At 64.2% G+C, this 15,380-nt stretch carries 15 protein-coding genes; 2 read left to right on the top strand and 13 right to left on the bottom strand.

The features are described 5' to 3' along the window. Positions 1-18 precede the first annotated feature (18 nt). Positions 19-309, bottom strand: coding sequence for a hypothetical protein (locus tag CVM73_RS08580; RefSeq protein WP_100231566.1), 291 nt, complete (start codon positions 307-309; stop codon positions 19-21). A 1,352-nt stretch (positions 310-1,661) separates the two neighbouring features. Between CVM73_RS08580 and CVM73_RS40080 the strand changes: the two genes are divergently transcribed. Beyond that, on the top strand, positions 1,662-1,835 hold the full coding sequence (locus CVM73_RS40080) for a hypothetical protein (protein WP_167406723.1): 174 nt from the start codon (positions 1,662-1,664) through the stop codon (positions 1,833-1,835). A gap of 810 nt (positions 1,836-2,645) precedes the next feature. After that, complete coding sequence (locus tag CVM73_RS08570; protein ID WP_100231564.1) at positions 2,646-3,011, top strand: VanZ family protein; 366 nt, start codon at positions 2,646-2,648, stop codon at positions 3,009-3,011. 45 nt (positions 3,012-3,056) lie between these two features. Here the strand turns inward: CVM73_RS08570 and CVM73_RS08565 are convergent, their stop codons facing one another. The 12 genes from CVM73_RS08565 to CVM73_RS08510 form a co-directional block, all read right to left on the bottom strand. Continuing rightward, positions 3,057-3,341, bottom strand: coding sequence for a hypothetical protein (locus CVM73_RS08565; RefSeq protein ID WP_100231563.1), 285 nt, complete (start codon positions 3,339-3,341; stop codon positions 3,057-3,059). Between the two features lie 150 nt (positions 3,342-3,491). Then, the gene (locus CVM73_RS08560; RefSeq protein ID WP_100231562.1) at positions 3,492-3,953 is read right to left on the bottom strand and encodes a hypothetical protein; all 462 of its coding nucleotides are present in this window, start codon (positions 3,951-3,953) and stop codon (positions 3,492-3,494) included. Between the two features lie 149 nt (positions 3,954-4,102). After that, the gene (locus tag CVM73_RS08555) at positions 4,103-5,830 is read right to left on the bottom strand and encodes a chemotaxis protein (RefSeq protein WP_100231687.1); all 1,728 of its coding nucleotides are present in this window, start codon (positions 5,828-5,830) and stop codon (positions 4,103-4,105) included. 5 nt (positions 5,831-5,835) lie between these two features. Further along, positions 5,836-6,927 carry a protein-glutamate methylesterase/protein-glutamine glutaminase gene (locus tag CVM73_RS08550; RefSeq protein ID WP_100231561.1) on the bottom strand — a complete coding sequence of 364 codons (1,092 nt, stop codon included), beginning with the start codon at positions 6,925-6,927 and terminating at the stop codon, positions 5,836-5,838. A gap of 16 nt (positions 6,928-6,943) precedes the next feature. Then, the gene (locus CVM73_RS08545; RefSeq protein WP_100231560.1) at positions 6,944-7,798 is read right to left on the bottom strand and encodes a CheR family methyltransferase; all 855 of its coding nucleotides are present in this window, start codon (positions 7,796-7,798) and stop codon (positions 6,944-6,946) included. Positions 7,799-7,940: 142 nt separating this feature from the next. Then, positions 7,941-9,752: a methyl-accepting chemotaxis protein gene (locus CVM73_RS08540; protein WP_100231559.1), complete on the bottom strand. Its 1,812-nt coding sequence runs from the start codon at positions 9,750-9,752 to the stop codon at positions 7,941-7,943. Between the two features lie 60 nt (positions 9,753-9,812). Continuing rightward, positions 9,813-10,301 (bottom strand): chemotaxis protein CheW, encoded by a 489-nt coding sequence (locus tag CVM73_RS08535; protein ID WP_100231558.1) that lies wholly within the window; start codon positions 10,299-10,301, stop codon positions 9,813-9,815. Positions 10,302-10,366: 65 nt separating this feature from the next. After that, entirely contained in the window at positions 10,367-12,079 is a 1,713-nt protein-coding gene (locus CVM73_RS08530; RefSeq protein WP_100231557.1) for a methyl-accepting chemotaxis protein, read from the bottom strand. Positions 12,080-12,116: 37 nt separating this feature from the next. Next, positions 12,117-12,578 carry a chemotaxis protein CheW gene (locus CVM73_RS08525; protein WP_167406721.1) on the bottom strand — a complete coding sequence of 154 codons (462 nt, stop codon included), beginning with the start codon at positions 12,576-12,578 and terminating at the stop codon, positions 12,117-12,119. Beyond that, on the bottom strand, positions 12,578-14,653 hold the full coding sequence (locus CVM73_RS08520; protein WP_100231555.1) for a chemotaxis protein CheA: 2,076 nt from the start codon (positions 14,651-14,653) through the stop codon (positions 12,578-12,580). Before CVM73_RS08520 ends, CVM73_RS08525 begins: the two co-directional genes overlap by 1 nt. After that, entirely contained in the window at positions 14,650-15,015 is a 366-nt protein-coding gene (locus CVM73_RS08515) for a response regulator (RefSeq protein ID WP_100231554.1), read from the bottom strand. Before CVM73_RS08515 ends, CVM73_RS08520 begins: the two co-directional genes overlap by 4 nt. Further along, positions 15,015-15,338, bottom strand: coding sequence for an STAS domain-containing protein (locus CVM73_RS08510; RefSeq protein WP_100231553.1), 324 nt, complete (start codon positions 15,336-15,338; stop codon positions 15,015-15,017). Before CVM73_RS08510 ends, CVM73_RS08515 begins: the two co-directional genes overlap by 1 nt. Between the last annotated feature and the right edge of the window lie 42 nt (positions 15,339-15,380).

Genomic DNA, 15,380 nt, shown 5'->3' with positions numbered 1-15,380 from the left:
TAAGGCGGCTACCATCGGTCAGACATAGTTAACAAAGCCTAAACCCTGCGCCCGTCCTGCCTGGCTTTGTGCGATCCACGCCCGCCAAGCTCCTTCGTGCTTGGAATAGAGCTCGAGCCATCGGACTTCGCCCTCCGCGGCGGCTCCTTTCCGCGCGTGGATCCCGGATGCGAATTGCACTGTCTCGGTCGATGCAAGATCCAGCGCCTCGAACTCCGCCGTCTCTTCCGGAGACAGGCCGATCAGAACACGATGCCCTTGGGCGTCGACGAAATATCTGCGGGGCGCGATGTGCCTTTGATCAGTCATTCGAATGCCCCTCGTTCAGGATCCAGGGCCCCGGAAGATCTTTGAGCCGCCGATCAAAGATACGAACAAACGCGATCAAAATGAGGACGCAAGTCGCGCCCAGCAACGCAATCAAATACGCCATTCACGCCACCTGTGCGAGCCGCTAAAAATATCGAGGCGGCTAAACTCTCGCCATGACCTAATATGTTTTAGGTTGCCTTTTTAGGTTGCCCTTCCGAAGCTCTCAAGGACCGCACTATGTTAACCTAACTGCGCATGGTTATCCGACCCGGCCGCAAGCCAAGATCAGCAAGCCAGGATCAGCTCCGGCTCAACATCGCGCCCACGGTTCCGCCATTACGATGGATGCTCGCTTTGCCTGGCTCCCATCGATGCCGGCGTGTAGGGCGCATAAAGACGATATCGTGCCGATCGCTTGCGCGAGCGCCACGCCCGCACACCATAGCCAGAGCAAAAGCCGGCTGCAAAAATCGAAATCAAAAGCAAAATTGCAAGCATTTGGAATGTTCCCAATTTTCGGAACGGTCCTCCCGGTACATTTCAACGTGATGCTGCGACGACTTCAAGATCATCGGCGCTGAAACTTTTGTCAGACGAACATGAAGTTTGTGCAACGTGCTGCTCGATGTTTGGTCGTCATGACAGGTTATCGCATTTGAGAGCTTTTCGTTGCGGCCCATCCTTCGAGACGCCCGCTTGAGGCGGGCTCCTCAGGATGAGGGCGGAGTGCGCGGCAGTAGTTTCAACGGGTACTGACGCCGATTAGCCTCATCCTGAGCCCCCAGCGCCGAAAGCGGGCGCTGCACATGGAACCATGAACCACCTGCCAGACGTCGTCTGACAGGTGGTTCATGGAGAGGAGGCGCGTAAGCGCCGTCTCGAAGGACGAGGCGTGCGCGTAAGCTGCCGACGCGAGTCATATGCGATAACCCCTGCAGAGGATGACGCAATCTCTCATTGTTCGAGAGCGATATCCAGCTGGCGATGTTAACCCCTGTTCACTTCGGCAAGCGGCGTCATGCGAAGCGGCTGAGCGCACTGTGCTCGGGCACAGCTGCGATCTGCACGACATGCCTCCGACATGTCCTCAATCGCGTCTGGTGCGCCGTCGCCGACGGCACTGCTGACGAAACATCCGTGGTTATACGGAGCGTCCTGCACCAACTTCATCCCGGTAAGGTTGAGAGGTTAGCTTAATCCGCGTTGTTTGTTGCGAACTCTCGCGCTTTGCTTATCCATCTCTCGCACCGGGCTCCCCCAAGCCCGGCCCCACCCAAGCAAAGCCGTCGAGCGAACATGGGTCCGCTTGGCGGCTTTGTCGTTGTGTCGACGAGAGGATCATTTCGGTTATGGCGCGCAGGCCCTGGTCGTTCAAGGAAGATCGCCGGCTCATGGAGTTGGCCAAATCTTCAGCCTCGCTGGAGCAAGCGGCGAAAGTTCTCGGACGCTCGCCCGATGCGATCAAGCGCATGGCGTTGCGCCTTGGTCTTTCGTTGAAGTCGAAGGCGGCGAAGAAAACCTGACTACAAAAACGGCAACGCTCGCCGCATGCGGGCGGCGAGCATTGATTGAGCGTCCCGTCCGGTGGTCTAGCCTGCTCAACTAGTTGTGCGACTTCTTCTGGGAGCCCATCCCCGGGCTGGTGCCGTAATTTGGCGTCCCCGTTCCCTTGAACGCGCCACCCATGCTGTCAGAACCGGAATTGGTACCCGTGCCGCTGCGGGTCGCGGTGGGCTGCGTGCCCGATGGCGTGTCTTTGGTCCCCTGCGCCGAGGCCACAGAGCTCCCGACAGCTAACGCCAGGAGGAGGCTTAACGTCCTAATCATACGGCTCAACTTTCCATGCTTGTTTCCATCCCCGGGCCGCCGGACCATTGGTCAGGCCATCGCTCGGGTGGGCCTTCCGGGCCGGTCTCCGTTAAACCCTATCTTGGCCCCCGCTGGCTAGGATCAATCTCCAAGTCTTGCTCGAAGCTCTTGCTCGAAGCCTCGCCTGATTTCGCCTGAACCGGATGAGACTGCTGCTGCACACTCGTTCCTCATCCTGAGCCCCCAGCGCCGAAAGCGGGCGCTGCACATGGAACCATGAACCACCTGAGAGACGTCGTCTGACAGGTGGTTCATGGAGAGGGCCCGCCAACGGCGGGCGTCTCGAAGGATGGGAGAGATCGCGCCCATATCCGTTTGTCCTGATCTGATGAGGGGCTGAGCCGTCTGAACGCATCACCTTGAAAGCGGGCTCGTGCGAGCAAGGCCTTCGACGGCGGCAGGGGCCTTTAACGATATTCTCGGCTTTCGATCCAGGCCGACGACCAACCTTGTATGTTGGCGCCATGCGCAGGAACCACCTCATTGCAGCCGCGAGCATCTGCCTTGCCCTGATCGTCTACGCCACGCTGGCGAAACTGTCGGGCAGGCCGGCGCTCATGGGGCATCACGAGGCGTACTGGGTCGTCGTGATCGAGCGCTTCAGCGCCTATGGGCTGCTCGGCTTCCTTCTTTCCTTCCTGCTGCCCGGACGGTTCGGTTTGGCTTGCTCTCTCGTCATAGCCGTCGCCATGGGGCTGGAGTTCATGCAAGCCTTCATACCCGACCGGGATCCGGGCTTCCTCGATGTGTTGCAGAAGGCGGCGGGAGGCACCGTGGGCGTCATGCTCGCCCAGATGATCTTGGCGTTCCTGCCCAGACCACCATCCTAAAGCGGCCGCCGTCCCCTCAGCGAGATGGCCGGTGGACGCACCCCCTCAAGCCACCCCACGCCTGTTGTGGAGCTCGGAGGGAGCCAGGAGCTCAGCCATTTGCCGGTGGGTGTTGTGCAGCGCTTCAATGGCGCAATCGAGATCGAGATCCGCTTCACGAACGGATGCAAAGAATTTGGCCGTCAGCGCCAGATCGAGCTTGACGCGCGTTGCGCCGTCGCGGCTCTTCCGACGATCGAGCGACAAATGGATGGCGCGGTCCCGGGCTTCCGTTGCACCGCAGCCGCAAAGCGCGCCGAGCTCGTCGTATGTCATCCAGATTTGAGGCATGTTCTTCCACCACGCTAGATCGACCGCAGACTAGCTCTCGCTTCTAAAGGCAGAGTTGCTGCAACGCGGCCGCGGCGCGAATTCGAGACAACAGCGTCAATGCAATGCTAATCGTGGCGGCAGGCGCGAGCGCGAGTGGAGCTGCGCGGATCATTGCCGATTTGGCTTTTGCTTGGGCGAGCCCGCCTTGAACAGAGGCCGCGGGCGGGAACGGCCGTCGAACCCCTTGGGCAGCTTGTCGGCGCTGAGCTTTACGACCGCGCACCGGGCGTCGGCAGGCGGTGCGTCTTCCTGGCTGTAGATCAGCGTCGCTTCGAACCTCACGTCGGGCGCTTCGCGCGCCGTGCCCGAACAGGTCGCCATCGCACCGCTATACACGCCGGAGAGCTCGACCTCGACCTCGTCGAGCCCGAACACGGTCGGCGGCCCGTCGGCATGTCGCCGTGTGGTCAGGACGGCCGTGAAACGCTGGTCGTCATCGAACCGATAGGAGCCGCCATAGGTGAAGAAGCTGTCACTGCCCGAGATCCGGCCCTGGGCCAGATGCACGATACCGGTGCCTTGCGCTTGCGCGGTTCTGAACCACGCCGCGTATTTGCCCTCTTTCAGCATGGAAACGTCCGCCCGTGAATTCCATGCGTATTTGCAACGAACCGTGGGGGCGCGACAATGACCGTCGCGGCGAGCATTCCGCCACGGTTAACGCCCTGCAAAGTCAATCCGTCAAATTTCCGCGGGCGCGAGGCGACCCCGCAGCAGCATCAAAACAATTCTATGCCGTCGTCCGCAGTCTCGACTGCCTCGACCCGGCGCGTGGTGGCGACCGAGGTCAGCCCGAGCGTTTGCAGGAATTCCCGGTGGACGTCCCGCTCACGCTCCATCGTGTAGCGCGCAAACAGCTCGTCGAGCATCGCTTCGTCCTGCGCTTGCGGCCGCGGCTTCTGCGCGCCCGCGCTCGCGGTCTCGAGCCGCGCCGCGACGGCAGGCAATGCCGCCGAGCCTTCGCCGAGCGTGCTCATCAGGCCTTGCGCCGAATTCATCAGCCCGTCGAATTCCTCACCTTCATTGACGAGCCGGCTCATCAGCTTGCCGAGCCGTTCGTTGCCGGCCTCGACCTCGCGCAGCGCCTGCAGGATCTGCGGCTCAAGCTTGGCGAGCTGCGTGGGATCGCCCTGCACGCGGAGCCGCTTCAGCTCCCCGGCCGACCGCTCGATGCCGTCGAGCACGGGCCTCAGACGCCCTGCTCCCACCGAGACCTGGTCGGCGGTGGCCTTGAGCTCGTTGGCGATGACGACGAAAGCGCTGCCGCGGCTGCCGAGATGGCTCGCCTTGAGGCCCGCATTCATTCCGATCAGCGTGATGTCGACCGTCGCCTCGGCCAGCCCGGCGATCGCCTGGCGGAATTTCGTCAGCGTGTCCTCGACGATCGCGAGCGCCTCGTCCACCGAGCGGCCGGCGCCCTCGCAGGTCGCGATCAGGGTCGAGGCGTGTGCCAGCGTCTGCTTGATGCGGGCCAGGAACGATGACGAAGCGCCGTCCTCGCCGCCGAAGAGCGTGCGGCCGTGGCCGACGACACTGCCCGCATCGTGCAGGATGGCGGTCAGGGCGCGAACGATCTGACCGATGTCGCCGCCGAACTCGCGCTGGGCATCTCTGAGCTGGGCCGCCTGCAATTGACAAATCGTGCGCGCGCCGTCCTCGCTCGCGACGGGTTCGGGAACGAGGCTCGGGGCGGGTCCCGAGGCGAGCGTGAGGCCGTGCGAGACATGCTCGAGACGCTGGCGCGTGCTGTCACCGGCCTGCAAGGAGATGATCGCGCTGCCCACCGCCTCGGCGATCTTCCTGGTGCTGGAGCTCGCGAGATCGGCGAGATGGCTGCCGTTGCTGCGCTGATCGCGCAATCCGGAATAGGCGGAGCCGAGCTCGGCGCTCTCCGCCGCCAGTTGATTGCGGTAGCGGCTCTCGAACTCCTTCTGCCGGCCGAATGCGGTGGCGACCGCCTCGGACAGGCGCTGCTGATCCCGCGCGCAGCCCTCGATCGCGCCCTGCACGGCCTTGCCGAGATCGTAGGCCTCCTGCGTGAAGGCGAGAAAGCCCTCGCGGTCGCCGTCGAGCGAGGCCGCCTCGATCCGCGCACTGCGGGCGATGATGGTGATCATCTGGATGTGCTTGACCAGCGGCTTGAGCAAGGCAGATGCCTCGGCCGTGCTCTTGCCGATGGTCTCGAGCAGCGCGGTCTCGGCCGGCAGCGCCTGCGCGAGGTCGCTGAGCCGCGCGGCGATCTCCTGCAGCGCGGTCGCGGCCCCCTCGATCTCTGCACCGGAGAGTTCCGAGGAGAGCGTTGCCAGGCCCTGGTTCAGCTCCTTGAAGATGAGATGGCCGCGTCCGAGCTCGTGACCGACGCGTGCGAACACCTCCTCGATGCGCGAGGAGACGTCCTCGATCCCCGCGATTGCCTCGGTGAGCGTATTGGCCGGAATGAGCGACATTGCCATCAACCTGCCACCGCCGGATGCCCGGCCTGATACCAAAGCATGATCTCGCGCGGGATGTGGTGCAGCGACACGACCCTCTCGACGCCGCCATGAGCGATGGCTTCCTTGGGCATGCCGAACACCACGCAGCTCTCTTCATCCTGCGCACGCGTCGCGGCGCCAAGCTTGCGCATCTCCAGCATTCCGCGCGCGCCGTCATCACCCATGCCGGTCATGATCACGCCGAGCGCGTTGGCGCCGGCATGCTGGGCGGCCGAGCGGAACAGCACGTCCACCGACGGACGATGCCGCGACACCGGCGGCCCATCCTTGATCGCGATCTGGTAGCGCAGGCCGATACGCTGGAGCAGCATGTGCCGGGCGCCGGGGGCGATATAGGCGCAGCCCGGCAGCACCGGCTCACCGTCCTCGGCCTCCTTGACCCGGATCTGGCAGACGCTGTCGAGGCGTCTGGCAAAGGCCGCGGTAAAGCCCGCCGGCATGTGCTGGACGATCACGATGGGAGGACAATGCGGCGGCAGCATCTCGAGGACGTCGTTGAGCGCTTCGGTGCCGCCCGTGGAGGCGCCGATGCACACGATGCGTTCCGTGGTCGGCCGGACCTTGCCCTGCACCGGCGGCGGGATGATGGCATCGGCGGTCAGCTTCTTCTCGACGGCGCGACGTTCCGCGCGCGGACGCCCCCGGGCGCGGGCGGCCGCCTTCACGGCCCCACGCAGCCGCGTGGAGCATTCGAGCAGCGCCTGCCGCGTGTCGATCTTCGGCTTCGGCACGATGTCGCCCGCGCCCGCCTCGAACGCCTCGAACATCACATTGGAGCCCTCTTCGGTGAGCGAGGAGCAGATGATCACCGGGATCGGATGCTGCGCCATGATCTTGCGCAGGAAGGTCATGCCGTCCATGCGCGGCATTTCGAGGTCGAGGATGATGACGTCTGGCAGCTCCTTCTCGAGCCGCTTGGCCGCCACGAACGGATCGGAGGCAGTCGCCATCACCTCGATCTCAGGATCTTCAGAGAGGATCGTCTGAAGGATTTGGCGCACCGACGCCGAATCGTCCACGATCAGCACGCGAACTTTCCCCCTCGGCATCGTGGTTGCGCTCCGGCTAGACCTGGAAGATGGTTGGCTGAATCTGCTTCAGCCCGGGCACGGCACTATGAATCATCGATTCCGAATGTCCGACCAGCAGATAGCCGCCCGGACGCAAATGGCCGCACAATTGCTCGACCACCTTGCGCTGGGTCTCGCGCTCGAAATAGATCAGGACGTTGCGGCAGAAGATGATGTCGACGTCGCGATCGACGGGATAGGACTTGTCCATGAGGTTCATCCTCATGAAGTGCGTCATGCGCCGTAACTCGGGCACGATCCGCACCTCGCCGCGCGACCTGTCCCGCGACGATGAAAAATAGCGCTTCACGAACGGCTCCGGCACCGGCGCGAGCACGTCGCGGGTGTAGATCGCCGTCCTGGCGAGGCGCAGCACCGCGGTCGAGATGTCGGTGCCGAGGATGCGGTACTGGAAGCGCGAGCCGCTCCACGTCATGTCGTCCAGCACCATCGCGGTCGTGTAGGCCTCCATGCCGGTGGAGCTCGCCGAACTCCAGATCTTCAGGTTCGCGTTCTTGCGTCCATGCGATTTGAGCAAAGCGGGGACCGCGACGTCCCTCATGAAGGTGAAGTGCTGCGGCTCGCGGAAAAAATCGGTCTTGTTGGTCGTCACCACGTCGATGAGATGAGTAAGCTCGGTCTCGAAAAGATCCGCCTCGAACAGGTTCTCGACATATTCATTGAGGCCGGAGAAGTTCAGCGCGCGCACGCGCTTGTGCAGCCGCCCCTCCAGCATCAGCCGCTTGCCCTGCGGCAGCTTGATGCCGACCTGGCTCTCGATCAATTCGGCGATGGTCCGGAAGTGGCGGTCGGACAGATGCACGGCCGTGTCCTGTATGGCGGGCATCATGGACGACAGCCCGCGTCCGGGACGGCCGCCTGCACTGAATGTCGGGCCATCCTGGCCATCTTGAATCCCACGCGTTCACGTCACCGCTGAAAGCGGACCGGTCCACACCGAACGAACCGGTCCGCAGGAGCCCTCGCGGGTCCTAGCGCTGGAAATCGGCGTCCCGGTCGTCCTCGCCGTCGTTCATATCGAAGGCGAAGCCGCCGCCACCGGCGACCTTCGCCGCGCGCGCCGGCTTGGCCTGCGGCTTCTTGGCCGGACGCTCGGCCGCCGCCATGGAGGCCGCCATGGAGGTTGCCTTGGCGCGCAGCTGGTTGACCGCCCGGTCGATCGGCGCGGGCTGGCCTTTTCCACCCTGCTCGATACGGAAATAGGCAATGGTCGACTGCAGCTGTTCGGCCTGCGAGGCGAGCTCCTCCGAGGTCGAGGACACCTGCTCGGATGCGCTGGCGTTCTGCTGGCCGACCTTGTCGAGCTGCTGGATCGCCTGGTTGATCTGGGCCGAACCGACGTCCTGCTCGCGGCAGGCCGCGGTGATCTCCTCGACGAGCTCGGCCGTCTTCTTGATGTCAGGAACCAGCTTGGCGAGCATCGCGCCGGCCTCCTGCGCCACCTTGACGGTGTCGGCCGAGAGCGTGCCGATCTCGGCCGCGGCCGCCTGGCTGCGCTCGGCGAGCTTGCGCACCTCGGAGGCGACCACCGCAAAACCCTTGCCGTGCTCGCCGGCGCGCGCCGCTTCCACCGCCGCGTTGAGCGCGAGCAGATCGGTCTGCCGCGCGATCTCCTGCACGATCGTGATCTTCTCGGCGATGGTCTGCATCGCGTTGACGGCGCGCCCCACGGCGGCGCCGCTGGCCTCGGCGTCCTTGGCGGACTGCGCGGCGATCTTCTCGGTCTGGTTGGCGTTGTCGGCGTTCTGCTTCACGTTCGAAGCCATCTCTTCCATCGAGGAGGAGGCTTCCTCGGCGGACGAGGCCTGCTCGGTCGCGCCCTGCGAGAGCTGCTCGGCGCTGGCGGAGAGCTCCTGGCTGCCGGCGGAGACGTTCTGCGCCGCGGTCAGCGCTTCCGACACGATCTGGCGGAGCTTCTCCACCATGCGCTCCAGCGCAAGGCCCAGCGTGTCCTTGTCCGACAGCGGCTTGGCCTCGACCATCAGATTGCCTTGTGCGATCTCGTTGGCAATGGCGGCCGTCTGATTCAGGTTCTTGGTCATCGCGTTTAGCGACTTGACGAGATCGCCGAGCTCGTCGTTGCTGACGACCTCGATCTTCCGGCTGAGGTCGCCAATAGCGACGGCATCGGCGAGGTCGACGGCGCGCGACAGGGCGCGACTGATGCTCAGCGCGATCCAGGTGGCGGCAACCACTGCAATCAGCAAGGATACCAGCACGAGACTCATCAGCACGATTTCGGCCCGGCTTCCCTCGATCTTGGCGGCCTCGCTCTCGTCGACCATCTGCTTCTTGACGTAGCTGATGTACTCGTTTGCCGCATCAAGTGCCGGCGTAGAGGTCCTCACGCCTTCGGTCATCGAACGTTCGGCGGCCTTGACCTTGTCCTGCTTTGCCAGCTTGAGCGTCTGATCCTGCGCGACGGTCCAATTGGCGTAGGCGACCGAAAACGCGTCGATCATTTTCCTGCCGTTTTCGCTCGCCCCCTTGTAGGCCTCGTCCTTGGCCCTCACCGCACGTTCCCGCAATTGAGCGATCTGGCTGATGAACTTGTCCTGGTCGGCTTCAGAGGCGAGAATGGCGTTCTTTTCGGCCCGAACCTGGAGCAGGACGCTTTCCTGCAGCTCCGCCACCTTCGCCAGCCGACCGGCCCGAGCAGAAAGGTGTTCAGCCGTTACGACCATGTCGCTCAATTTGAGATAAGCGACCCCGCCGGCAATCATGGAGAGCAGGATGACGACGCCGAAGGCGCTGGCGAGCTTGGCTTTGACGGTGAATCTCATGTCAGTCTCGTTGGTTCGAATTGGGGTGCTTACGCGTGACCACGCTTCACTCTTGCAAACTCAGGCAGCGCGAGGCGCGTCCGCGCCGGCATCGCGCCCTTCCGGGATCTTGTCGTTCGCCATCAGCTTGGCGAGGTCGAAAATGACGACGAACTTTTCGCCCTTGCGGCCGATCCCGGCGGCATAATCGGATTGCCATTTGCCGCCGACCTCCGGGATCGGCTCGATCGCCTGCTCGTCGATGTCGGTGACCTCGAACACACAGTCGGCGACGAAGCCGACGCCGACCAGGCGGTCCTTCATCGGCACGTCAAGGATGATGATGCGGGTGGCTTCGGTGGCCGGCACGCTCGGCAGGCCGAGCTTGGTCCGGAGGTCGACGATCGGATAGCCGCTGCCGCGCACGTCGATCATGCCGAGCAGGAAGTTCGGGGCGTGCGGAAGCCGCGAGATCGGCCGCATGTCGAGGATCTCACGGACATTGCGGATGCTGATGCCGAACGTCTCGCCGGCGAGCCCGAGCGTCAGATATTGCGAGGTTGCGGCCATGATGCAGTCCAAGGATCCGGAGGTTGGCGAATGAATGCGGTCCGGCGCGAGGCCGGACCGGTTGATCAGCGCTGGAATTCGGCGTCGCGGTCGTCTTCGCCGTCATGCATGTCGAAGGCGAAGCCGCCGCCGCCGGCGACCTTCATCGCACGCGCCGGCTTGCGGACGGGAGCCGGCTTCTTCGCGCCGCGATCGACCGCCGCCATGTGCGCAGCCTTCATGTGCGCAGCCTTGGCCCGGAGCTGGCCGACGGCGCGGTCAATCGGCTCGGCCGCGGCATTCTCCTTGCGCGTCGCTTGCTCGATCCGGAAGAACGAGATGGTGGACTGGAGCTGCTCGGCTTGCGAAGCGAGCTCCTCCGAGGTCGAGGACACCTGCTCGGACGCGCTGGCGTTTTGCTGGCCGACCTTGTCGAGCTGCTGGATCGCCTGGTTGATCTGGGCCGAGCCCACGTCCTGCTCGCGGCAGGCCGCGGTGATCTCCTGCACCAGCTCCGCGGTCTTCTTGATGTCGGGCACGAGCTTGGACAGCATTTGCCCCGCCTCTTGCGCGACCTTGACGCTCTCGGTCGAGAGCGTGCCGATGTCCGCTGCCGCCGCCTGGCTGCGCTCGGCGAGCTTGCGCACCTCGGAGGCAACCACCGCAAAACCCTTGCCGTGCTCGCCGGCGCGGGCCGCTTCCACCGCCGCGTTGAGCGCGAGCAGATCGGTCTGCCGCGCGATCTCCTGCACGATCGTGATCTTCTCGGCGATGGTCTGCATCGCCTCGACGGCACGACCGACTGCGACACCGCTGGCTTCGGCGTCCTTGGCCGATTGCGCCGCAATCTTCTCGGTCTGGTTGGCGTTGTCGGCGTTCTGTTTCACGTTGGAGGCCATCTCCTCCATCGAGGAGGAAGCTTCCTCCGCCGACGAGGCCTGCTCGGTTGCCCCCTGCGAGAGCTGCTCGGCGCTGGCGGACAGTTCCTGGCTCCCGGCGGAGACGTTCTGCGCGGCCGTAAGCGCCTCTGCGACGATTTGCTTGAGCTTCTCGACCATCGCGTTCAGCGAAGTCACCAGATCGCCGATCTCGTCGTTGCTGGTGACCTTGATCGACTGGCTGAGATCGCCGTTGGCAACCGCACCGGCGAGTCCGACCGCACGGCCGAGACCGCGGGCGATGCTGAGCGAAATCCAGATCGCGGCGATCAGGCCGATGGCAAGCGAAGCCACCACGGCCGAGATCAGCAGGAACTGTGCGCGATTCCCATCCTCGTGCGCCTGGGCAGACTGGGCGGCCATGTTCTTCTTGACGTTGGAGACATAGACGTTGGCAGCTTCCATGGCCTCGCCGACCGCCTTTCGAACCTCGGTCATAGAGCGCTCGGCGGCCTTCGTCTTGTCGGTCCGGGCCGTTTTGAGCGCATCGTCCTGAACTGCGTTCATATGCGCATAGGCGGCACCAAAATTGTCGAGGAGCTTCTTGCCTTCGGGTGAAGCCGCGGCGTGGATCTCTTCCTTGAGCTTCAAAAGCGTCTCGCGCTGCTTGGCGATCTCGGCAATGAAGCGATCCGCCTCGCCTTCAGGCGCGAGAATGAGGTTCTTCTCGGCGCGGACTTGGAGCAGGATGCCCTTCTCGATTTCCGCTGCACGGTCCATCCTGCCGGCGCGCGACACCAGGCTGTCCGCGGTGTCGATCATCTCGCTCAGCTTCACATAAGCGAGGCCGCCCGCCGCCATCGAGAGCAACAGGACCACACCGAACGCACTGGCAAGCTTTGCCTTGACGGTAAATCTCATTTCCAGCCCCTACCCCGGTCTCGCCCGAGACCTCATTTCAATTCAGAATGCGTTCCATGTTCGGAACGATGACGAACTCTTCGCGCCACTTGGCGATGAAGCGAATGAACTCCGGCTTCCAGTGCATACCGACGCGCGGCGTCTGCTGCACGTCGGTCTGCGAGATCTCCGTGACCTCGTAGACCTTGTCGGCGGTGACGCCGACCAGCACGGGCTCGCCGTCGAGCTCGAGCTCGATGACCACGATGCGCGTGTCGGCCGAGTTGTCGAGCTGCGGCATGCCGAAGCGAATGCGCAGATCGGCGAGCGGAATGACGTTACCGCGCACATTGATCACGCTGGGAACGAAGGCGCGCGCGCCTGCCACCTTGGTGACGGGGACGGGATCTATGATCTCGCGCACGAGACCGGCGTCGAGTGCAAATTTCTCCTCGCCGAGGCCGATCATCACGACCTGCATTGCGCCGGACCGATGCTCGCCCGCCAAATCCTGGTTCATCACGCCGCCTCGTTGATGTGCTGCTTCTCGACCTTCGACTGCGCGAGCGAAACCAACTGCGCGACGTCGAGGATCAGCGCCGCCGTGCCGTCACCGAGGATCGTCGCGCCGGAGAAGATGGTGACGTCGGAGTGCAGCTTGGAGAGCGACTTGATCACGGTCTGGTGGTTGCCGATGATCTGGTCGGCGACGAGGCCGACGCGGGTCTCTCCAGTCGAGATGATGATCGTCTTCTGATGCCTGTCGGGCACGCCGGACGCGGCCATGAGCTCGCGCAGGCGCAGGAAGGGCACGAGATTGCCGCGCACATTGAGGAAGTTGCGGCCGCGCGAACGCTCGTCCTCGGCCGTCAGCTCGACGCATTCCTCCACCGCCGACAGCGGAATGATGTAGCGGCCTTCGCCGACGCGGATCAGCAGGCCTTCGATGATCGCGAGCGTGAGCGGCAGGCGCAGCGTCACGGTGGTGCCCTGGCCGGACCTGGTCGACAGGTCGATCGAGCCGCGCATGTTCTCGATGGTGCGCTTGACCACATCCATGCCGACGCCCCGGCCCGACAGTGCCGAGATCGTCTGCGCGGTCGAGAAGCCCGGGTGGAACAGGAATTGGTGGATCTCGTGATCGCTCAGCACGGCGCCGGGCGCGATCAGCCCCTGCTCTTCCGCCTTCGCGCGGATGCGCGCGGTGTTGAGACCGCCGCCATTGTCCTTCACGGTGACCAGCACCTGCGCGCCGGAATGCACGGCGGCGAGCTCGATCCGGCCCTGCTCGGTCTTGCCGTTGGCAGCGCGCGTGGCGGTGTCCTCGATGCCGTGGTCGATCGCATTGCGGATCAGGTGCACCAGCGGATCGGCCAGGCACTCGATCATGGTCTTGTCGAGCTCGGTATCCTCGCCCGAGGTGACGAATTCGACCGGCTTGGACAGATCCCGCGACAGATCGTGCACGAGGCGGCGGAAGCGGCCGAACAAGGAGCCGATCGGCACCATGCGTGCACCCATCGTGGTGTCGCGCAAGGAAGAGGCAAGACGCTCGATCTCCTCGGCGATCATCTTGATCGAGAGGTCGGAGCCGGAGGCGGCGAGCTGGGTCAGCCGCGCCTGGGCGATGACGAGCTCGCCGACGCGGTCCATCAGCTCGTCGAGGCGCTCGGCCTGGACGCGGACGGTGGCGATGCCACGCTCTTCGCGCTTGGCCTCGGCTCTCGGCTCCGGCCTGGCTTCAGGCTTCGGCTCAGCCTTTGCGGCAGGCTGCTCGGCGGCCGGCGCGGCAACAGCCTCGATCGCCGGGGCAGCCATCTCGACCGCAGCCACCGGCTCCTCGTCGAGGAGCTGGAACAGCGGCGCCGGGGCCGGCGCTTCGACCTGCTCGAGCGGCGAGAGCGTCAGCTTCATCTCGTCCTGGACGAACATGAAGACGTCGTCGATCGCGTCCTTGTCGCAGGCCGCGTGCAGCTTGACGTCCCACTTCAGATAGCAGTCTTCGGGCTCCATCTCGTCGAGGAACGGGATGCCGTCGGTGATCGGGACGACGAAGCAGGGGCCGAGCTTGCAGAGATCTTCCAGCAGGTCGAGCGGGTTCGAGCCGTTCCGCAGGATGTGGGATTCGAATTCCAGATACAGGTGCCAGCCGGCCTGCTTGCTCTCGGCTGGCGACAGCGGCGGCGCTTCTGCGATCGCGGCGACCGGAGCTGCAGGCTGATCCGCCGAGACGAAGCGCCTGAGATCGTCGAGGATGGCTTCGCCGATGATGTCGTCGGTGGACTGCGGATCCTCGATCAGTGCGCGGATGTAGTCCTTGGCGGCGAGCGCGACCGAGATCAGCTCCTGCGTCGGCTTGATCTCGCCCTTGCGGACGCGGTCGAAGGCGGTCTCGAATTCGTGGGTGAAGGAGGCGACCTTGTCGAAGCCGAACATGGCGCCCGACCCCTTGATCGTATGCAGGGCGCGGAAGGCGGAATCGACCAGCTCGCGGTCGTCGGGACGCTGGCCGAGATCGAGCAAGGCCCCTTCAAGAACTTCGAAGAGCTCGCTGGCTTCCTGACGAAAGACCTCGGTCGGGTCCATTGCGCTCATGTGCGCACCAGCTTGCCGACCACGGCGAGCAACTGTTCAGGCTTGAAGGGTTTGGTGATCCACCCGGTGGCGCCGGCGCTCTTGGCCTCCTGCTTCACCGTATCGTTGGATTCGGTGGTCAGGAACACGATGGGCATGCCGACCGCGCTCGGCAGCTTGCGCAATGCGCGGATCAACTCCAGCCCGTTCATGACAGGCATATTGAGGTCGGTGATGACGAGGTCGAGCTTGCCGGCCTGCGCCTTGGCGAGCCCTTGCGCGCCGTCGCCGGCCTCGATCACGTTGTGACCGGCCGGCTCGAGCACGACCTTGATCATTTGCCGGATGCTGGGGGAATCGTCGACGGTCAGAATCGTGGCCATTAGATGCCATCTTTCTTTTGCGGGAAATGCTGATCGATCAGCGCCTCGCTGGCGAAGCCGGCGCGGCGAAGGGTGTTGCGCAAAGACTGTGAGAAGGAGGTCAGAACCACCGGGCGGCCTTGAGCCTCGCCCGTCTTGGCGGTCGACAGCAGAAGCTGGATCGAAGTCACGTCGGCCTTGTCGACACTCGAACAGTCGATCTCGAGCCGCTCCTGGCGGCCGAATGCCTCGCGAATGAGCTCATAGACGTTGCGGATCGCCGCAATGCTGCAATCGGCGGGCAACCGCAACGACCACTTCGGCTCCATGGGATTGAGCGCCATCGCTGCATCCGCCTCTGCTAAAATTCCGCTACACGTTTGACG

The sequence above is a fragment of the Bradyrhizobium forestalis genome, from assembly GCF_002795245.1.
Lineage (GTDB): Bacteria > Pseudomonadota > Alphaproteobacteria > Rhizobiales > Xanthobacteraceae > Bradyrhizobium > Bradyrhizobium forestalis.
The sequence above is the reverse complement of the archived record's forward strand: the minus strand, read 5'-3'. Positions and strand labels throughout refer to the sequence as shown.